Origin of the sequence: Ruegeria sp. HKCCD7221 (assembly GCF_013031225.1) — a bacterium.
Taxonomy (GTDB): domain Bacteria; phylum Pseudomonadota; class Alphaproteobacteria; order Rhodobacterales; family Rhodobacteraceae; genus Ruegeria.
Map to the genome: position 1 here is coordinate 175,717 of NZ_WPZE01000005.1, position 18,921 is coordinate 194,637.

Below are 18,921 nucleotides of genomic sequence, written 5' to 3' on the forward strand. Positions count from 1 at the left end.
AAATATTTTTTTATCTGAATATTAGCCTTAAAAAATTGGATATGTACACTTTTTTAGTTCTGGAGGTGCTGTATCGGCTTGATTGAAAAATCAAAAATTCGGGTCGCGAGTGGCGCCCGGGCTGAGATTGCGTTGAATTCAATGAAGAGGATTCCGGCTGTCTACCCGTCTTTTTCGTCGTCGTCCTGTGAAAGAATTGTGTCTGCCACTGTGGTCGCTGCGGTAACGAAGACACCCAAGCCGACGATGATATACGCCATCGTGAATATTTTTCCTGCGGCTGTTTCCGGCGAAAAATCCCCAAACCCAACGGTCGAGATGGTCACGACCGAAAAGTAGATGGAATCAAGCCAGCTCCAGCCTTCGACGAAGTGATAAAAAACCGAAGCCCAAAGGATCATGCCAACCGTGAAGGCCAAAATACCCTTCACTCTGCCATCTTTGAATGCGACGCCAATTCCCCGAGTTATTCTGGTAAGTGAGTTCATTGTGCCCTCGTTATGTGTTTTGTGCCGGCATAGTAATCAGATTTTTGAATATTTCAAAAAGTCCTTATTTGCTGCTGTTTCGCGGGTTTCTTCATTGCCTAGGCACATTCTCCTTTCCCGATCACCCAACAAGGGCGCGCGATTTCGTCAAAGTTTCATATCGCCGTGGAAAGTTTGTGGTAAACATCAAAACAGGCTATGCTGCACCGCAGAAAGATGCGAGAGAATCGACCGTGTTCCGTTTTGAAGGAGCGAAATCGCTGGTTGCCGGTATTGTTAACGATCAGCCAACAATCTGGGGCAGTTGGAAACACTCGTCCTATCGTTGCTCTTGCCCCAAAGAAAGGTTTGCACCAGCGAGATGTCGTTACATCCGTCGAGGGGTTTCACCCGGCTATGGATGTCTTGGTTCATGCTCTGCCCTCGGCAGATTCAGCACCGTCTGAAAGAGGATATTCACATGATTACGAATGCTCATTCGAAATCCCTGCAGTTTGGCTCTGATCTGGCCAGGGACGCGGTTGCCGTGAATGAACGGACTGCCGGGGCCGTAGCTAACGCGTTGGAACAGTCCGGAGTTCAGTGGAACTTGCTGTCAAAATCAATGGCGCTGCAGTCCGGCAGGATCGTGCAGGACCACACGGACCGGACCCGTCAGTTGGTTCAGAACATGGCAGAATGTTCCGAACGGATTGTGGCATCCCGATCAATTGTCAAAGACTGGGGGGAATACCTGAAAGACGCAGGCCAACGGGTTGCCCTGACCATGGATGCCTTGCGCGAACGCGGAGATGTCTTCCTCGAGCACGAAGCTACAGGCTGCCCGCCCGTTCTTATCTATGATTACGAGGTAATCACCGACGGTAGGCACCTGAATCGGCCCTGCAACTATCAGTTGTTGCGCATCCTTCCGCCCGAGGGTGTGACCGTTGAAGATAGCAAGCGCCCATATATCATCATCGACCCACGCGCGGGCCATGGCGGCGGCATCGGCGGCTTCAAGCATGACAGTCAGGTTGGTGTTGCTCTGGCCAAGGGCCACCAGGTCTATTTCGTCAGCTTTGGGCGCGATCCTGTTCCCGGTCAGACTCTGGCGGATGTCATGCATGCCGAGGCAGGGTTTGTTCGAACCGTGCGTGCACGCCATCCAAACAGCCCGCACCCTGTTGTCACCGGAAATTGTCAGGGCGGGTGGGCGACGTTGCTAATGGCTGCGTGCAATCCCGATTTAAACGGTCCGTTGGTTCTGAACGGCGCGCCTGTTGCGCCTTGGGCTGGGGCGGTTGGGGAAAACCCGATGCGCTATAATGCCGGGGTTCTGGGTGGGACGTGGCAGCCGATGTTCTGGTCGGACTTGGGGGCAGGTCAATTTGACGGCGCGAATCTGGTTATGAACTTTGAGCAGCTAAATCCCAGCCGAAACTACTTTGGCAAATACTTCGATCTCTACCGAGACCCTGACGGGGGTCGACAGCGCTTTATAGATTTCGAACGCTGGTGGGGCGGATATTTCATCCTGAATGAGGCCGAGATCCATTGGATCGTCGAACAGCTTTTCGTCGGTAACCGTTTGGTCAATAACACGGCTCAGCTCGAACCCGGTGTCCCGGTCGATATCAAGGCCATCAAAGGGCCGATCTTTGTGTTTGCTAGTCAGGGTGACAACATCACTCCACCGCAGCAAGCCCTGAACTGGATTTCTGGGACTTATTCCGACGAGGAGGAAATCCGCGTCCGTGGGCAGCGCATCGTCTATATGCTGCACGACGAGGTGGGTCATCTGGGCATCTTTGTTTCGTCAAAAGTGGCACGGAAAGAGCATCGAGAGCTTACCTCTACGCTGGAAACCGTCGAGTCAATGGCACCCGGCCTGTACGAAATGCAGATCGAAAAAATCGAGGGTGAAGGCACCGACAAGGAATTCGAAGTTCGTTTTCACGAGCGTACATTGGCAGATCTCGCCGTTCTGGATGATGGTCAGCAGGATGAAATGAGCTTTGCCGCCGTTGCCCATATGTCAGAAACTCAGGCCAATTTATACGAGACATTTGGCCGTCCGATCGTACGATCCTTGTCGACGCCCGCTTCGGCAAAGGCGCTTCGTGACTTACACCCCCTGCGCGTGCAACGCGCTGCATTGTCTTCGGCCCAACCTGCCACATTGGGAATAAAATTCTGGGCGGACATGGCGCGGGAACACCGCAAACCCGCCGCGCCGGAAAATCCATTTTTGGAACTCGAGAAGATTACGGCGGACTGGATAGAGCAGGTGATGGATTATGGCCGCGACGTTCGCGATGCGTGGTACGAGCTGACATTCTTTTCGCTTTGGAGCGGGCCTTTGGCAGCGTGGTTCGGTCGGAAGAACGCCGCGCACAGAACACTGGTGGATCCGGAAAGTCTGAAGTCATTGCCCGAGGTCGAAGCGGCACTGGCGCACATAAAACAGGGGTCACTGGCTGAAGCTGTCGTTCGGATGCTGATCCTTCTGGTCGACAGCAATCAAAGCTTTCGGGCTGAAATTCTGGACCGGTGGGCCCAAGTCTTCAAACATGATGAACCATTCAAAGGGCTTACGGTTGATCAACGTCATCGCCTGCTGCATGAACAGTCGCTTATAGTGACCTTTGATAAGCAAGAAGCGATAAACACATTGCCTGATTTGCTTCCCCTAAAGAAAGACCGTATGCAGTCGGTCGACCTCATCCGGCGGATCGCCGGAGAAGTGCAGCGGCCCACTCCTGAACTGTTCGAGATGGTTGATGAATTGTATGACATTCTTGACCTGCCAAAGCTTCAGGATGAAGTAGCACTGGCGCCTGCGAACAACTCTAAGACGCTGCCTGCGCCGTCCCCAGCCAATAGAAAAGCCCGCTCAAAATGAAAATCTACGAGAACCGAACATTTGCCCAATTGAATGTAGGTGACGAAGCCCAACTGACGCGTCTTTGCACAGTTGATGACCTCTATGCGTTTGCCTCCGCATCGGGGGACCACAATCCCCTGCACTTGGCGGCCTATGACGGTGACGGCGATGGGCAGCCCGAGGCGGTGGCACCGGCTTTGTGGCCCGCTGGTCTGGTTGCCGCTGTGCTGGGTAACGTGTTGCCGGGGGCGGGGACTCAAACCCGTCGGGCGGACCTGTCCTTCCACATTCCCGTTCTTGCCGGTGACGAATTAACGGCGTTTGTTTCGGTTGCCGAAAAGCGCGATGATGGCGATCTGATCTGCAGCGCCGAAGTGCGCCGCGTCGGAGATAACGCCTTGGTCCTGAGCGGTACAGTTCAGGTCACGCCCCCGGCCCAGCACATGGAGTTCGACTCGATCGAAGTTCCGGGCCTTGTCGTCCAGCGCCATCGTCATTTCGACGCGTTGCTTGAAAAGGCAAGACCTTTAGACCCTATGCCAACGGCAGTGGTTGCGCCCGAGGATGGCAATTCGCTGAGTGGTGCGCTGCTGGGTCATGCCAACAGCATCATCACGCCGATCCTTGTTGGGGATCCTGACAAGATCAAGGCCGCAGCAGCAGAGATAGGTGCGGATATCTCCGGTTTCGAGATCGTCGAGGCTCGGGGTCACGGGCTTGCCGCACATCGCGCGGTAGATTTGGTGGTTGAAGGGAAAGCACAGACCCTGATGAAGGGGTATCTGCATACGGATGAGCTGTTGCATGCCGTCTTGCGCCGGGAAAACGGATTGCGAACTGGTCGGCGTTTGTCTCATGTCTTTGTGATGGACGTCCCGGGGATGCCAAGACCTATCATGGTGACGGACGCGGCGGTGAATATCGCGCCGGACCTCGAAACCAAAGCCGACATCGTTCAGAACGCAATTCATCTGGCACAATCCATTGGGATCGAAACGCCGAAGGTCGGTGTTTTATCAGCCGTTGAAACCGTAAACCCGCATATGCCCTCATCTGTGGATGCGGCGCTGCTTTCTAAAATGGCTGAACGCGGACAGATTGCCGGCGGGTTGGTCGATGGCCCACTTGCGATGGACAACGCGGTTGATCTGAAGGCTGCCCGCACCAAGGGCATCACGTCCGAGGTCGCCGGATCAGCAGATATTCTGGTCGCCCCGAATATCGAGGCGGGCAATATGGTTGCGAAACAGCTAACCTTTATTTCTCATGCCGAGGCTGCGGGCATCGTGGTGGGGGCGGGCGCCCCGATCATCTTGACTTCGCGGTCTGATGATGATGCCTCGCGCTTGGCGTCCTGTGCGGTTGCGGCGCTGCATGCTTATGCAAACAAAGGTAAGCTCTATGGCTGATCATGTATTGGCGCTGAACGCCGGGTCTTCGTCACTGAAATTCGCGTTGTACGAAGTCATCGAGGAAAACCGCCCCAGCATGCGATGGCGAGGTCAGATCGAGCGTTTGGGGGATGCCCCTAGATTGCTGGCTCAGTCTGCCGGAGGTCGGTCGATCAACCGCCCGCTGTCGAATACCCAGAGCCACGATGAAGCTATCCACGCTTTTCTGGAAATGGCGCGGGAATATCTTCCGGATATCCATGTGAAATCAATCGGCCATCGTGTTGTCCACGGTGGCACCGTCTATTCTGAACCGGTTCTTATTGATGAAACGGTCATAGATACATTGACGGGGTTTGTTCCTTTCGCCCCTTTGCATCAACCTTATTCTCTGGCTGGGATCCGGGCCGCCAGCGCTGCATTCCCGGGTACCATTCAGGTGGCGTGTTTTGATACGGCCTTTCACCGAACGCACCCTTGGGTCAACGATACTTTTGCCTTACCGCAAAGTTACTATGAAAAAGGGGTCCGTCGGTACGGATTTCACGGGCTGAGCTACGACTACATCTCTGGGAAACTGAAAGAGATCGCACCGGGTCTGTACGATGGCCGCGTGGTGATTGCGCATCTGGGGAATGGTGCATCCATGTGTGCGGTCTCGGGTGGGCGCGCGGTTGCCTCGACGATGGGATTCTCGGCGTTGGACGGTCTGCCGATGGGGACGCGCAGCGGCCAACTCGATCCTGGTGTGGTGTTGTACATGATGCAGCAGGATGGAATGTCGGCAGATGAAATCGCCGAAGTTCTTTATCGCAAGTCCGGTCTTCTCGGCCTGTCTGGTGTTTCGTCTGATATGCGTACGCTTTTGGCTGCTGATACGCCGGATGCCCGCAAGGCCATCGACTATTACGTGTTCCGCATCCGCCGGGAACTGGGAGCGCTGTCCGCCGCGTTGGAAGGTATTGACGCCCTGATCTTTACGGGTGGCGTTGGCGAGAATTCGGCCCCGATCCGGCAGATGGTGTGCGACGGAATGCGCTGGATCGGAATCGAATTGGACCACGCGCGAAACGCGGATGGCGGCACAGTCTTGTCGACGGATTTTAGCCGCGTCCGCATCCTGTCGATACCAACCAACGAAGAAATGGTAATTGCGCGCGCCGCGGTCAAACTGATGCAATAAGGTTAATCGCCAGACTTTTTTCGAGATTTGGAGAGTTTGATCAAAGCGCCCAGCAGGGCGCTGACAATCTCGGGGGTCACGGCCCCAAGCGGGTCGCGCCGGAAACCTGTAACGGCGTCGCGTGCCTCGGCCAAGTTGTCCTTGATCTCGGTCTCAATGTCTTGCAGCGCCAGGTCCCGAAGCTCAACCACAGCAGAGATGTCGGTTTGTGATGACATGGAGTTGGCGAACAGTGCCAATAACAGAGCCACCACCAGATCGACGCCGGCCATGATCAGTGCCGCGACCGCGTTTGACACAGACTCAGACAGCCAGAAAAAGCCTGCGACGTTCAGCATTACGACCGCTAGGCCAATAGCCAGCCCCGCAGCGCCATAAAAACCGGTGCGTTTGGCCGCTACTGCGACTTGTCTTTGAGCAATCAGCCTTTCGGCACGCAGGATGATTGAAAGATTGCGGGATATGCGGCTCATGTGCGGGCTCCTACCGGGAACGGCCGACCAGATAGCCAAGCGCGAAAACGCCTAGCGCAAACAGGATCGGCTTTTTGTGCGGCAACTCCCCAAGTTCGGTCAGAACGTCGTCCATCTGGTCTGACCAGTTTTCGATCGTGTCGATCAGATTGTCGGAATGGTCTTCCTTTGGATCGGCCTTCTCGGCCTTGGTTTGTTGGGCAAGTTGGCGGCGAAGTTCGGCAACTTCGGCTTCCAGCTCTGCTTTTGTTACCATCGTTCAGGTTCCTCTACCGCGTTGTACCGCATGTTAGTCGGTTTTTTCGTTTTGGCAAAAGGGGCTTATCGGACGGTAAGACAGATCGCTGCAGGAAAAGCGGGATCAGCCAGCCCGGCACCAAACGCAGTCGTGGTCGGACAGGGGCGTTCCGTCGTCAGCAATCGAAGGCAGAATACCAGTGCCATGGCATTCGAGACCCCGGCCCGCCAACCAGTCCAGCTTCATAACCCGGTCGGGGTGGGGCGTGATCAGGCTGGGGCGGGTCGTATTGCCTTGCGCCGTGAAAGACCAAGAATAACCGTGGGCCTCGGCCAGTTCGAATAAGGTTTCTCGCCGCCAGTCAAAGTCCGGGGGCAGGTGATTGCCGGTGTTCAGGTCCCCGCCAACTATGACCGGTAGATTCGGCGCGAAATCGTCAATCACCTGTAGCAGCCGTTCGAATTGTTGATGTCGGTGAATGGCGTTTGCGTTGCTTTCCAGATGAGTGGAGACGACGCAGACCGGTCCGCTGGCCCCCGGTACAATAGCGGCTATGGCGTTGCGGCCCCCGATGCGTGGCTGGTCGGGATCGCTCGCCCCGGCATCTGCCGCAAACCAATGGCCGTGATCGTCCAGCCGGACCAGGACAGTGCGTTCAAACGGAACCGAAGACAGGATCGCATTCCCGTGCCAGCCCAAACAGTTGAAGTCATCCGTGCAGAACTTGCGCTCGGTCGGGCCGCCCAAATCAAGTTCGTGAAACTCAACGCCAAAAGCGTAAGCCATTCCAAGGGCGTCGGCCATCGCTTCGGTTGTGTGTCGCTGTGCAGTTCGGGCCATTCCGTGATCAACTTCGGACAGCAGAACGATATCTGGGGCGACTTTCCCGAGATGCGCAGCCGTCTCTTCAGGGAAAAGACATCGTTCTACATTCCAGGCGGCCACGGTGAATTCACTGGGCAGGTGAGCGGATTGAGCCTTTCCTCCGACCTGAACGGCATTCATCGCTTCTATATTGGCCAATATCCTGCGATGCGCGTCGGCAGTGCGTGGGGCCGACAGGATTGCGCTCCGCTGGGTTTCCGATACAGCCGGAAGGGTCACTAGCGTTTGAGTGATCACAGCCTCAGCCCCGTTTTCCTGTCGAACAGGCGCAGGGCCTCGGGCTTTAGGTTGATCTTGGTTTCACCAATCTGCGCCGCGTCATCCTTGCCTAGCATGACCGAGAAGGGCTGATTTGCGAGCCGCCCATGTAGCAGCCGATGCGCGCCCAATTCTTCAAGGATATCGACATGGAATACGACCTGACCCTGTTCATCCATTTCAACGTCTTCAGGGCGAATGCCCAGTGTCACAGGTCCGTCAAAGGACTGGGGTGCTTGTATCTGGTTGCCGAAGCCATTGATCCGAACACTTTGCTGGTCAACTTCAGCTTCGATCAGGTTCATTGGCGGTGCCCCCATGAACGAGGCCACAAAGGTCGAGGCCGGGTTGTGATAAATTTCCGACGGGGTGCCAATCTGCTCGATCCGACCTTGGATCAGGACGATGATACGATCGGCCATCGTCATCGCCTCGACCTGATCATGGGTCACGTAGACGGCGGTGGTTCTAAGGCGGCGTTGCAAAGCTTTGATTTCGATCCGCATCTGGTTGCGCAGCTTGGCATCCAAGTTCGACAGCGGCTCATCAAACAGAAACAGCGCCGGATCGCGCACCACAGCGCGGCCCATGGCAACGCGCTGGCGCTGACCACCCGAAAGCTGCGCTGGCTTGCGGTCCAGATACTCGGACAGGTTCAGCATCTTTGCCGCGTCTTCGACCTTGGCGTCGATTTCGGCCGTCGGGGCGCCCCGGTTCTTGAGGCCGTAGCCGATATTCTTGCGCACCGTCATATGCGGGTAGAGCGCATAGTTCTGGAACACCATCGCGATGTCCCGATCCGCTGGGTCCACGTCATTGACCACGCGGTCGCCGATTTTCAGCACCCCTTCGGTGATGTCCTCCAACCCCGCGATCATCCGCAGCAGTGTGGACTTGCCGCAACCCGACGGGCCGACCAGCACAACAAATTCGCCGTCCTGAATGGTGAAACTGGTGGTCTGAACGGCCTGGAAGCCATTGGGATAGACTTTGCGGATGCCCTCTAATGTAACCTGAGCCATGCGCGTATTCCTTATTTATCGGATTCTGTGAGGCCCTTGACGAACCAGTTCTGGAAAAAGACCACCACCAACACCGGAGGGATCATCGCCACGATGGCCAGCGCCAATGCCTGCCCGTGTTCGGGGATTTGACTGTCGGTGTACGACAACACGATCTGCTTGATGCCGCGGACTAGCGTGAAAAAGCTTTCGTCTGTGGTGATCAGCGTCGGCCACAGGTACTGGTTCCAACCAAAGACAAACATGATGATGAAGATCGCCGCGATCATCGTTTTGCTCAGTGGGATGAGGATATCGACGAAGAATTTCCACGGACCTGCGCCGTCGATCCGGGCGGCTTCGGCCAATTCCTCGGGCACGGACATGAAGAACTGCCGGAAAAAGAACGTGCCTGTGGCCGAGGCGATCAGCGGCACGATCAGACCGGTATAGGTGTTGGTCAGGCCCAGTTTCTGGATTGCTTCGTAAGAGGGCAGGATGCGCACCTCAAGCGGCAGCAGCAGGGTGGTGAAGATTACCCAGAAGGCCAGCGTGGCAAAGCGCAGGCGGAAATAGACGATGGCGTACGCCGCCATCATCGAAATCACGATCTTACCCACGGCAAAGCCGATGCCAAGGATGAACGAGTTCATCAGCATCAGCATCCCGTCGACCGTTTGGGTAAAGCCGCCCCTTTCGAACATGGCGGCGCGAAAGTTCTTACCCAGATCGTCGCCCAGTGTCAGTTGCAGCCCTTCGCGGTGGATTGTCACTGCGTCATGGCTGGCCGTAGTCAACGCAAGCAGCGGCGGCAGCATCATCAGCAGCGCGCCCAGGATCAGAATGATGTGGTCTCCAATCGCTTCCCATTTGATGCGACGGGGGCGATGGGTCTCAGCGGGGGTGTCGAGTGTTGTTTCAGCCATGTCCAAAGCCCTCAAGTGTAGTGAATACGGCGTTCCACCAGCCGGAACTGAAACACGGTCAGCAACAGGACCAGCGCCATAAGGATGACTGATTGCGCCGATGATCCGCCTAAGTCGTTGCCTCGAAAGCCGTCCAGGTAGACCTTGTAGACCAACGTCATCGGATTGTTGCCTGGCTCGCCCTTCATCAGTGCGTCAATGATGCCGAACGTGTCAAACAGCGCATAGGTGATGTTGATGATCAGCAGGAAAAACGCGGTTGGGGCCAGCAGCGGGAAGGTGACCTGCCAGAACCGTCCGGTGGCGGATCGGTTGTCGATCATCGCTGCCTCGCGCACGGACCTTGGGATGGATTGCAGGCCGGACAGGAAAAAGATGGAATTGACGGGGACCTGCTTCCACACGGCCACGATAACCATGGCTGTTGCGGTCGCGTTGTAATCCACACCCAGTTTGAAATCCCAGCCGAACACCTGGAAGAACTTGGTCAGCGGTCCGGTGCTTTGGTCAAAGAACAGAATGCCCAGAAACCCGGCCACGGGCGGCGCGATGGCATAGACCCACATCAACAGCGTGCGATAGGTCTTGGCCCCCTTGATCACCTTGTCGGCCTTGACCGCCAGCAGCAGCGCGATAGCCAGCGAGAAAAAAGTCACCAGCACCGAGTAAAGGATCGTGAACCCGGCAACGCGTTTGTACTGATCATTGCCCAGCAGCGACGTATAGTTCTCAGCCATCACGAAGGTCGAACCGAACCCAAACGGGTCTTGCAAAAAGAATGAGGATTGCAGCGCCCAGCCCGCAGGCCAGTAGAAAAAGATGGCGATGATCATCAACTGCGGCAACAGCAGCGCCACAGGAAGCCAGATCGTGTCAAAGCCCGCGCGTTTCATAGAAGGATTCCGTCTTGAACTGGGGATGGCCGCGCCTTGACAGCGCGGCCATCCTTGGGGGTGATCCAGGGCGTTAACCTTGGGTCTTGGCGAAGCGGGCCAGCAGCGCGTTGGCTTCGGCTTCGATAGTCTTGAACGCGGCTTCGACGTCGGTTTCACCGGTCAGGACGCGGCCATATTCGCGGTTCATGATGTCGCGGATCTGGACGTAAAAGCCCATGCGGTAGCCCTTGGTGTTGTCGCCCGCTTTGGCCTGCAACTGGTTCACACCAACTTCGGCAGCCGGAAAACGGTCATAGTGGCCGTCTTTCTTGGCGACGTCATAAGCGGCTTCGGTGATTGGCACATAGCCGGTTTCCTGATGCCAGAAATACTGGGTCTCGGGCGCGGTCAGAAAGCGGAAGAATTCAGCCGTGGCCTTGTTTTCCGCGTCGGATTTACCCGACATGGCGAACAGGGCGGCACCACCGATAAAGGTTTGGGTGGGCTCAGTGGTGACGGCTTCCCAATAGGGCAGCTCGGTTGCGCTGAATTCGAACGGCAGGTCTTTTTGCAGCAGGCCGCCGAACGAGCCGGACGAACCCAGCCACATGGCAACTTTGCCTTCTTCGAACGGTTTGGCATTGTCGCCCCAGCCGGTACCGTACCATTCGAACAGTCCGTCGTCTTTCCATTCGGTCACGGCGGTGAAATGCGCTTTGATCGCGTCGTTGTTCACCAGAATCTGCGTGTCAGTGCCGTCATAGCCGTTGTTGTTGGTGGCAAACGGCAGGTTGTGGCGCGACATGAAGTTTTCGGTGAAGATCCAGGGCAGGTGCGACTGACTGAGCGCGATATAGCCTGCGTCTTTCAGTGCGGGTGCGGTGGTCGACTGGAACTCTTCCCAGGTTTTTGGCGGGGTGACGCCTGCGGCCTCCAACGCGTCCATGTTGTAATACAGGATCGGCGTGGACGAGTTGAAGGGCATCCCGATCATTTTGCCGTCGCTGTCGGCATAGAAGTACCGCACTCCGGCGATGTAATCGTTAATGTCGAATTCAACGCCATTGTCTGCCAGTAGATCCTGAACCGGAATGGTCGCGCCCTTGGCCCCGATCACGGTGGCGGCGCCTGCGTCGAACACCTGCATGACGTTGGGTTGTTCGCCCGCGCGGAAGGCGGCAATACCTGCGGTCAGGGTTTCTTCGTAGCTGCCTTTATAGACCGGAGTGATCTTGTAGCTGTCTTGCGAGGCATTGAAATCTTCGGCGATCTTGTTGACTGTTTCACCAAGCTGACCACCCATGGCGTGCCACCAGGTGATCTCGGTTTCTGCAAAAGCCGCAGTCGCGCTAAAGGCTATGGCAGCGGCGGTTGCGCAGAGCTTCAGATTGGTCATGTATTAACTCCGGTTCAGCAGCGGCCTTTGACAAAAAGGCTCGCCAAATTCAGAGGCATTTGCCCCTTGGGGTAATAGAATAGCAGCGCTATCAGGGAAGGCCCCGAACGCTGTACACGGTATGCGTACTCAGCGTTAGGTACGTGGGTCGTGTGACAGTCAGGTGAATGTTTTTTAAAGCAATTTTGACATATTTCCCCAAAGGGAATGCCGACTTCAAAGTGTCAGTTGCACGCGCATCGCGGCCGAAAACCAACGCTAAGCCGTTGTTTCAACGAAGGTCGGGACGTCGGCGCCAATCAATAAGCGAACGCGACTTGTCTGCATGGCAATCCAGCAGATCGTTGGGAACGCACGGCACTATTTCATTTGCTTGATGCGTCCAGATTGCGAGCGGATTATTGGTTCAATAATCCGCAACCAAAAGGAATTCCTGTGCCGCGTCTTCTTCGATTGTGGCGAAACGCGGAATTGGGTCCTCGAATACGTTGTCGGTACGATCATCGTTTACAGTTGACACTTCACCAATCAGGCAATCGCCCTTTTCGGCCCAGAAAGCGTGCCAGATGCCCGGCATTAAGGTTACGCTTTGACCCGGTCCGAGCCGCAAAAGCTCGCCGGGTTGGATCGACACCGGGCACCCGTCGCTGGGCACTGTCACAGCGTTTTCCCGGTCGATCCCGCCCACGGAATCCGAAGCGTAGATTTCCATCACCAGATCGCCACCACCTCGGTTGATAATGTCTTCGGCCTTTATGATATGACGATGCATTGGCGAAAGCTGTTTGTCCCGCGAGACAAGCAGTTTCTCTGCGTACAGCATGCCGCGCCCTTGGTTCAGATCGGCGACATCGCCATTGCGCAACGTGAACAGGAACAGCCCTAGTTCATCGAACCGTCCCTGTCCGTAGTCGGTGATATCCCACCCCAATCCACGTTCGCGAATAACTGTTGCCTGATCGCTTCTCATCTGATCTGGCGTCCAGTTGGCAAAAGGGGGCAAAACCACTCCGAAAGACCGAATGAAAGCTTCGGCTTCGGTTTTGATTGCGTTGATATCTGATCGTTTCATCGGTGTCCCTTTCGGGGTCAGAGTTCGTTTGCCCAAGGTGGGTTTGCCCCTGCGCGAGAAACCGTCACGGCAGCGACTTGTGCACCCTTGGCAAGAGCATCTTTCAGTTGGTCTGGGTTGAGGGAACGAAGCCCTTGTTTGTTCAGGTGGCCTGCACGTTCCAACTCGGCCAATACGCCAGCGTTGAACGTGTCTCCGGCGCCGACGGTGTCCACAACTACGACCCTTTTGACAGGCACCGAGGTTGACCTGCCATCCGGCAAATATCCGGATGCCCCCTCGCTGCCTTTGGTGACGATGACAATGGCGGGGCCTTCTTTCAGCAACAGCGAAACTTTGTCAGTCAGGCTTTCTGGCCCGGGAATGATCCAATCCAGATCTTCATCGGAAACCTTTACGATATCGGCCTGAGCGATCATAGCGTTGAGCCGGGTGCGATAACGGGTTTGATCATTGATAAAACCGGGACGGATGTTTGGATCCAGCATAACGGCCTTTTCCGAGCCGTGTTGATCCAACAAGGATGCATAGGCGTCGGCACAGGGTTCGCAGGCAAGGCTGATACCGCCGAAATACAAAGCCGATACCGCTGGCAACTGGTTGGGCATGTCCTCGGGCGTCAACATGCGACCTGCTGAGTTTTCGTCCAGAAAACTATAGGTAGCGTGCCCGTCCTTTAGCTGCACAAACGCCAAAGTTGTCGGGCGGTCGGTTTCAATGACATGACTGGTGTCCACATGGCTGGCCTGTAAAGACCTGCCGAGTTGCTGCCCAAACATGTCTGAGGAAAGGCCCGTCAGCATTCCGGATGGAACGCCAAGTCGACCAAGCGCAATCGCCGTGTTGAAAATCGCGCCTCCGGAATGGGGCACAAATCCCTGTTCGCCCGTAACGGTGGGCGAGGCGATCATGTCGATCAGGGCTTCACCGCAGCACAGGATCATGCCGGGTCCTTTCTGTATCATTGGGTCAGGCGGTCAGTTTATCGCGCAAGCGCACTTTTACAGAAGTTGTTAGCGCCAACAATGCCAAATTCGTCCTGTTCTGAAACGTACAGGTTCATTGACCGCCGCAATTCTCTGAAACGCCCACCAGCGTTGAAGGCATCCTTGAAAGCGTCGGCGAAAAGCCAGCGGTTCTTTTCTGCCACCCCGCCGACGAGGAAAACACCGCCCGTAGGCATCATGACCACGGCCAAGTCGCCCATTACGGCACCTAGATGCGAGGTGAACATCTGCGCTGCCCTGACCGCGAGCGGGTCCGAGGCATCGCGGGCGTCATCCAGAATGTCCTTGGCGCTGCGCGTTTCGGCAGTCGCCTTTCCTGTCGCCAATTGAATTGCCTGATACAGGATCGGCAGTCCCGTGCCGCTTAGGAACATTTCGGCTTCAAGCGTCAGGGTGTCGTCAAAAAAACAGTCCGGAGCAACTTGGCGCGCGGCGCGGAAAATTTCGACCTCGTCCTCGTGACGGGGCGACAATCCAACGTGGCCACCTTCACCAGACGCGGTGTGAAACCGACCGTCGGAATAGAGCAGAGAGCCGACGCCCAGCCCGGTTCCCGGTCCGACAACCAACCGTGTTCCCATCGGTGGCGTTTCAGCGCCTTGCAGAACTTCGACGTTATCGCCGGTGATTTCGGCAACCGACCATGCGGCGGCGGTGAAGTCGTTGATGACAAATGTGTGCTGCGCGCCCGTCGCGCGCGCGATGTCAGCCTCGGACAGATCTAGCTGCGCGTTTGTAAGCCGGATCATACCGTTCTGCACTGGTCCCGCACCGGCCGCGACGACGGCGCGCGGATCGGTTCCGATTTCATCCCGCAAACTGTGAAACGCATCGAGCAATTGCGAAAGTGACCCCGTGGGGTATTTGCGCAAGTCGGTGAGTTTGCCGTTTGAGACCACTCCCAATCGCGTGTTGGTGCCGCCGATATCGGCAACCAAGTTCCAATGGTCGCGCATACATCCCGCAGGTTGCGCCAAAGGCAGCGAAACTGTGCTGCCGGACAGTGCAGTTTTCACTGCATTGTAAGACGCTTTGGGCCGACGCTCCATCGTCTCGAAATCGACGTCCACAAGACCAAAGCGTTTTTCATACCCCAAGGCCCATTCGTAATTATCCAGCAAGGACCAGATAAAATACCCTTTGACCGGCACGCCTTGGTCCACCGCGTCATGCACGGCCGCAAGGTGCTGGTTCAAATAGTCGATCCGGTCATCATCCTGCTGTCGTTCCGGGCTGGCCATGCCGTTTTCCGTTACATAGATAGGAAGATCACCGGTATGGTCGCGCATTGTACGGGTCAGGAAACGTGTCAGGGCGCTGGGTTCGATTTCCCAACTCATCTGGGTTTTTGGTAAGGGGCCGGGGACTTCTTTTAGGCTGGGCCAAGCAATATCTGCGGGCGCGATCAGCTTGCGGGTGTAGTAATTTAAGCCACACCAGTCGACCGGGGTGCCAATCGTGCCGAAGTCGTTTTGCCAACCGCTTGGCAGATGAGGTTCCAGTCCGTCCAGAACGACCTGGGGGTATGTTTTGTTGAATACGCCACTCAGGAAGAAGCGGTTGTAGATACCGTCGTAAAGGTCAGCGGCGCGGCGTGCCTCGGGGCTGTCATCCGCAGGTTCTGCCCACTCCAGATTGAACACTGCACCCAAGTTGGACATGCCCAGACCGCGCATCGCCTCGATAGCCCGTCCATGTGCAAGTAGGACGTGATGCATCGCGCGCGCCGTGGCACGGATGTCGCGCAGACCGGGGGCGTGGTGGCCGTCAAAGTGGCTGAGCCAGCTTACGCACCAAGGTTCGTTGATCGGCGCGACACTGAACATGCGGTCACCGATGCGGCCCATGATAATCTCGGTAAAATCGGCAAACCAGTTGGCTATGTCCCGATTGCGCCAGCCACCCAGATCGGCCAACGGCGAGGGAAGCTCCCAGTGATAAAGCGTCGCGCAGGGGCGTATTCCACGCTCCAATAACGCATCGGCAAGGCGGTCGTAGTAGTCCAGCCCTTCCTGGTTAATAGGTCCGCGCCCTTCGGGTAGAACGCGCGCCCAGCTTGTTGAGAACCGATAGCAGTCAAATCCCGCGTCGCGCACAAGCTCAAAGTCTTCGTTAAAGCGGTTCAAATGATCACAGGCGCGGTCACCGTTTTCATTGCGCACCACGTTACCGGGTGTCGCGGCGAACGTGTCCCAATGTGTTTGACCAGCGCCGCCATGTCCGTGACCTTCGATCTGATAGGCAGAGGTTGCAACGCCAAAGAGGAAATCTTTGGGGAAATCAGTGCGGGCATATTTCATGTTCAGAACCTGTCAGGAGCGGGGCCAGTCGAGCCGCCAACTACCAGTTCGGCCTCCAGCAATCTAGTTTGAACCGGGCCCTCAGGCGACTTTATCCGCTCGATCAACATTTCGGCTGCTATTTCGCCAGCTTGCCGGACAGATGAGCGAGTTGCGGTAAAGATCGGCACGTCCTGCCCGTTTTTCAGGTAAGACAGATCGTCGTCATGGGCGATGACGGATACATCGCGTCCCATCTTCAGCCCAGCCTCGTTCAGCGCGCGCCTTACGCCAATCGCCGAAATCATGGATGAGATCAGAATGGCTGTGGGCGGATTATCCATCTGTATCATGGCGCGCGCTTCGTGGTGGCCGTAGACCTCGGTCATCTCGGCGCTGCGCATCAAGGACGGGTCAGGCGTTATCCCAGCCTCATGCAAAGCCTCCAGATATCCGGCGCGGCGACGCTGGGCAAAGTCCATATCTTCCAACCCGTTGATCAGTGCGATGCGCCGGTGCCCTAGGTCGATCAGAAATTTGGTGGCCCTTTGGAATGAACTTTTGTTGTTCACGTCGATCCAATCGTAGGTCCCTTCAACTCCGGTCGCACGACCATGAACGATGAAAGGAACCCCCATGCGGGAAAGTACGCCGATCCGAGGTTCGTTAACCTTCGGACCCTGCAGGACAACTCCATCAACGGCGCCGCGTTGAAACAGGTCGCGATACGCCCGTTCGATCGACGTATCGTCTGCATTCGTGAACATCATGTCATAGCCATGTTCCGCATATTTTCGCGCAGCACCTGCAACGAAGTCGCCGAAAATAGGGTTAACCATTTCATGCTGCGAGGAACTGGGAATCACGTGCCCAATAACCATGGACCGACCTGTGGCCAACCCTTTTGCGCGGCTGTTTGGCCGGTAACCATGTTTCGTGGCGGCGGCCTGCACACGTAGGCGCGTATCCTCGTTCACCTCGGGATAGCCGTTCAGCGCACGGCTGACAGTTGTTTGGGACAAGCCAAGAATTTCTGAGAGCTGCTTTAGGTTCATATTCGATTCAAAGCGCCTTCAAATTGGGACTGCTATCTGTATTGTGGGGAATTAACCTTTGCGTCAATAAGATTCAAACATATGCCTGTAAATATTAATAACTTGGGTAAACGGCAAACCAAACATTGACAGAGCTTGAATGTTAGCGGATAAGGTTCTTCATCCAAAGCGCTTTGGAAATACGATTCCAAGGCGAGAGATGATACGGGAGGAGATTTCATGAAACACTCGCTTTACGCAGGTGCGGCCACGTTCGCCCTGATGTCAGGCGCTGCACAGGCGGACAAGGTTACCGTGTTCGGTCCGTGGTTGGGGCCGGATCAGGAAAATGTCGAAAAGGTTCTGGACGGCTTTGCTGCAGCAACCGGGCATGAATACGCCTATGTCGGGTCAGACAGTTTCGAACAACAAATCCGAATTGATGCCGAGGCGGGTTCAGCACCGAATGTCGCCGTATTCCCGCAGCCGGGCCTGGCGGCAGATATGGCTAAGTCCGGCTTTCTGACGCCGCTTGCCGATGGCACGGGAGATTGGATTCGCGACAACTATGCCGCGGGGCCGTCTTGGGTTGACTTGGGCACATATGGCGGACCGGACGGCGCGGACAATCTTTACGGCTTTTTTTACAAGGTCGATGTAAAGTCCCTGGTTTGGTACGTGCCTGAAAATTTCGAAGATGCGGGTTACGAAGTGCCGACCACGATGGAAGAACTCAAGGCGCTGACGGATCAGATCGTGGCTGATGGTGAAACACCGTGGTGTATCGGTCTGGGTTCTGGTGGAGCAACCGGGTGGCCCGCGACCGACTGGGTCGAGGACATGATGCTGCGCACACAATCGCCGGCTGATTATGACGCCTGGGTCGCCAATGAGATGAAGTTCAATGATCCCAAGGTCATCGCTGCGATCGAGGAGTTCGGCGCGTTTGCCCGCAATGACGACTATGTTGCCGGCGGCTCAGGGGCAGTGGCTACGACGGACTTCCGCGATAGTCCCAAGGGAATGTTCAGCTCACCTCCGCAATGCTACATGCACCGTCAGGCCTCGTTCATTCCAGCGTTTTTTCCGGAAGGAACTGTTGTAGGTGAAGACGCAGATTTCTTCTATTTCCCGGCTTATGAAGGCAAGGACCTCGGCAGCCCGGTTCTGGGCGCGGGTACTCTGTGGGCGATCACCAATGACAGCCCCGGCGCGCATGCGTTGATCGAGTATCTGCAAACCCCCGAGGCTCATGAGACCTGGATGCAACTGACCGGGTTCCTGACACCGCATAAGGGCGTTGATACCTCGCTGTTCTCGGACCCGACGCTGAAGAAGATGAACGACATTCTTCTTGGTGCGACTACCTTCCGGTTTGACGGCTCTGACCTGATGCCGGGCGGTGTTGGCGCAGGGACGTTCTGGACCGGCATGGTCGACTATGCTGGTGGGGCCTCGGCGGAAGAGGTTGCCAACGAAATCCAATCCTCCTGGGACGCGCTGGACTAAGCGTTCCTGATCGGGCAACCCGCCAGTTCGGGTTGCCTGC

Annotated in this window: 16 protein-coding genes and 1 pseudogene; 4 read left to right on the top strand and 13 right to left on the bottom strand. The window is 56.2% G+C overall.

The window, feature by feature from the left end; genetic code table 11:
• Nucleotides 1-161: 161 nt before the first annotated feature.
• The gene (locus GOX73_RS14095; RefSeq protein ID WP_371808189.1) at nt 162-431 is read right to left on the bottom strand and encodes a potassium channel family protein; all 270 of its coding nucleotides are present in this window, start codon (nt 429-431) and stop codon (nt 162-164) included.
• A gap of 517 nt (nt 432-948) precedes the next feature.
• Here GOX73_RS14095 and GOX73_RS14100 point away from each other — a divergent pair.
• The 3 genes from GOX73_RS14100 to GOX73_RS14110 are packed head-to-tail and all read left to right on the top strand — an operon-like array spanning nt 949 to nt 5,928.
• The gene (locus GOX73_RS14100) at nt 949-3,372 is read left to right on the top strand and encodes a DUF3141 domain-containing protein (protein WP_171123354.1); all 2,424 of its coding nucleotides are present in this window, start codon (nt 949-951) and stop codon (nt 3,370-3,372) included.
• A complete protein-coding gene (locus tag GOX73_RS14105; protein WP_171123352.1) occupies nt 3,369-4,763 on the top strand; it encodes a bifunctional enoyl-CoA hydratase/phosphate acetyltransferase in 1,395 nt (464 codons plus the stop codon). Before GOX73_RS14100 ends, GOX73_RS14105 begins: the two co-directional genes overlap by 4 nt.
• Nucleotides 4,756-5,928: an acetate/propionate family kinase gene (locus tag GOX73_RS14110; protein ID WP_171123350.1), complete on the top strand. Its 1,173-nt coding sequence runs from the start codon at nt 4,756-4,758 to the stop codon at nt 5,926-5,928. Before GOX73_RS14105 ends, GOX73_RS14110 begins: the two co-directional genes overlap by 8 nt.
• A gap of 2 nt (nt 5,929-5,930) precedes the next feature.
• On the opposite strand, the gene GOX73_RS14115 is transcribed toward GOX73_RS14110, so the two are convergent.
• The 12 genes and pseudogenes from GOX73_RS14115 to GOX73_RS14165 all read right to left on the bottom strand — a co-directional run bounded on the left by GOX73_RS14115 (nt 5,931) and on the right by GOX73_RS14165 (nt 17,393).
• Entirely contained in the window at nt 5,931-6,401 is a 471-nt protein-coding gene (locus GOX73_RS14115) for a hypothetical protein (protein WP_171123348.1), read from the bottom strand.
• Between the two features lie 10 nt (nt 6,402-6,411).
• Nucleotides 6,412-6,657 carry a hypothetical protein gene (locus tag GOX73_RS14120; RefSeq protein ID WP_171123346.1) on the bottom strand — a complete coding sequence of 82 codons (246 nt, stop codon included), beginning with the start codon at nt 6,655-6,657 and terminating at the stop codon, nt 6,412-6,414.
• 105 nt (nt 6,658-6,762) lie between these two features.
• Nucleotides 6,763-7,761 carry an endonuclease/exonuclease/phosphatase family protein gene (locus tag GOX73_RS14125; RefSeq protein ID WP_371808611.1) on the bottom strand — a complete coding sequence of 333 codons (999 nt, stop codon included), beginning with the start codon at nt 7,759-7,761 and terminating at the stop codon, nt 6,763-6,765.
• Nucleotides 7,758-8,804 carry a sn-glycerol-3-phosphate ABC transporter ATP-binding protein UgpC gene (gene ugpC, locus GOX73_RS14130; protein ID WP_171123343.1) on the bottom strand — a complete coding sequence of 349 codons (1,047 nt, stop codon included), beginning with the start codon at nt 8,802-8,804 and terminating at the stop codon, nt 7,758-7,760. Before ugpC ends, GOX73_RS14125 begins: the two co-directional genes overlap by 4 nt.
• 11 nt (nt 8,805-8,815) lie before the next feature.
• Nucleotides 8,816-9,709, bottom strand: a complete 894-nt coding sequence (gene ugpE, locus GOX73_RS14135) for a sn-glycerol-3-phosphate ABC transporter permease UgpE (RefSeq protein WP_171123341.1) — start codon at nt 9,707-9,709, stop codon at nt 8,816-8,818.
• An 11-nt stretch (nt 9,710-9,720) separates the two neighbouring features.
• Nucleotides 9,721-10,602: an ABC transporter permease subunit gene (locus GOX73_RS14140; RefSeq protein ID WP_171134979.1), complete on the bottom strand. Its 882-nt coding sequence runs from the start codon at nt 10,600-10,602 to the stop codon at nt 9,721-9,723.
• Between the two features lie 73 nt (nt 10,603-10,675).
• Complete coding sequence (locus tag GOX73_RS14145; protein ID WP_171123336.1) at nt 10,676-11,980, bottom strand: extracellular solute-binding protein; 1,305 nt, start codon at nt 11,978-11,980, stop codon at nt 10,676-10,678.
• Between the two features lie 406 nt (nt 11,981-12,386).
• Nucleotides 12,387-13,052, bottom strand: coding sequence for a D-lyxose/D-mannose family sugar isomerase (locus tag GOX73_RS14150; protein ID WP_171123334.1), 666 nt, complete (start codon nt 13,050-13,052; stop codon nt 12,387-12,389).
• Between the two features lie 17 nt (nt 13,053-13,069).
• Nucleotides 13,070-13,996, bottom strand: a complete 927-nt coding sequence (locus tag GOX73_RS14155; RefSeq protein ID WP_171123595.1) for a carbohydrate kinase — start codon at nt 13,994-13,996, stop codon at nt 13,070-13,072.
• Between the two features lie 38 nt (nt 13,997-14,034).
• Nucleotides 14,035-15,015 carry an ROK family protein gene (locus tag GOX73_RS20775; protein WP_254429212.1) on the bottom strand — a complete coding sequence of 327 codons (981 nt, stop codon included), beginning with the start codon at nt 15,013-15,015 and terminating at the stop codon, nt 14,035-14,037.
• Nucleotides 15,016-15,057: 42 nt separating this feature from the next.
• Nucleotides 15,058-16,359, bottom strand: a pseudogene (locus GOX73_RS20780) (GH1 family beta-glucosidase); the annotation flags it as partial.
• A gap of 2 nt (nt 16,360-16,361) precedes the next feature.
• Entirely contained in the window at nt 16,362-17,393 is a 1,032-nt protein-coding gene (locus tag GOX73_RS14165) for a LacI family DNA-binding transcriptional regulator (protein WP_171123330.1), read from the bottom strand.
• A gap of 219 nt (nt 17,394-17,612) precedes the next feature.
• On the opposite strand from GOX73_RS14165, the gene GOX73_RS14170 reads away from it, so the two are divergent.
• On the top strand, nt 17,613-18,881 hold the full coding sequence (locus GOX73_RS14170; RefSeq protein ID WP_171123328.1) for an ABC transporter substrate-binding protein: 1,269 nt from the start codon (nt 17,613-17,615) through the stop codon (nt 18,879-18,881).
• Nucleotides 18,882-18,921: the final 40 nt, after the last annotated feature.

Coding starts and splice junctions, on each gene's coding strand:
- GOX73_RS14100 (WP_171123354.1), top strand. CDS start 949: ATGATTACGAATGCTCATTCGAAATCCCTGCAGTTTGGCTCTGATCTG.
- GOX73_RS14105 (WP_171123352.1), top strand. CDS start 3,369: ATGAAAATCTACGAGAACCGAACATTTGCCCAATTGAATGTAGGTGAC.
- GOX73_RS14110 (WP_171123350.1), top strand. CDS start 4,756: ATGGCTGATCATGTATTGGCGCTGAACGCCGGGTCTTCGTCACTGAAA.
- GOX73_RS14115 (WP_171123348.1), bottom strand. CDS start 6,401: ATGAGCCGCATATCCCGCAATCTTTCAATCATCCTGCGTGCCGAAAGG.
- GOX73_RS14120 (WP_171123346.1), bottom strand. CDS start 6,657: ATGGTAACAAAAGCAGAGCTGGAAGCCGAAGTTGCCGAACTTCGCCGC.
- ugpC (WP_171123343.1), bottom strand. CDS start 8,804: ATGGCTCAGGTTACATTAGAGGGCATCCGCAAAGTCTATCCCAATGGC.
- ugpE (WP_171123341.1), bottom strand. CDS start 9,709: ATGGCTGAAACAACACTCGACACCCCCGCTGAGACCCATCGCCCCCGT.
- GOX73_RS14140 (WP_171134979.1), bottom strand. CDS start 10,602: ATGAAACGCGCGGGCTTTGACACGATCTGGCTTCCTGTGGCGCTGCTG.
- GOX73_RS14145 (WP_171123336.1), bottom strand. CDS start 11,980: ATGACCAATCTGAAGCTCTGCGCAACCGCCGCTGCCATAGCCTTTAGC.
- GOX73_RS14150 (WP_171123334.1), bottom strand. CDS start 13,052: ATGAAACGATCAGATATCAACGCAATCAAAACCGAAGCCGAAGCTTTC.
- GOX73_RS14155 (WP_171123595.1), bottom strand. CDS start 13,996: ATGATCCTGTGCTGCGGTGAAGCCCTGATCGACATGATCGCCTCGCCC.
- GOX73_RS20775 (WP_254429212.1), bottom strand. CDS start 15,015: ATGCGCGACCATTGGAACTTGGTTGCCGATATCGGCGGCACCAACACG.
- GOX73_RS14165 (WP_171123330.1), bottom strand. CDS start 17,393: ATGAACCTAAAGCAGCTCTCAGAAATTCTTGGCTTGTCCCAAACAACT.
- GOX73_RS14170 (WP_171123328.1), top strand. CDS start 17,613: ATGAAACACTCGCTTTACGCAGGTGCGGCCACGTTCGCCCTGATGTCA.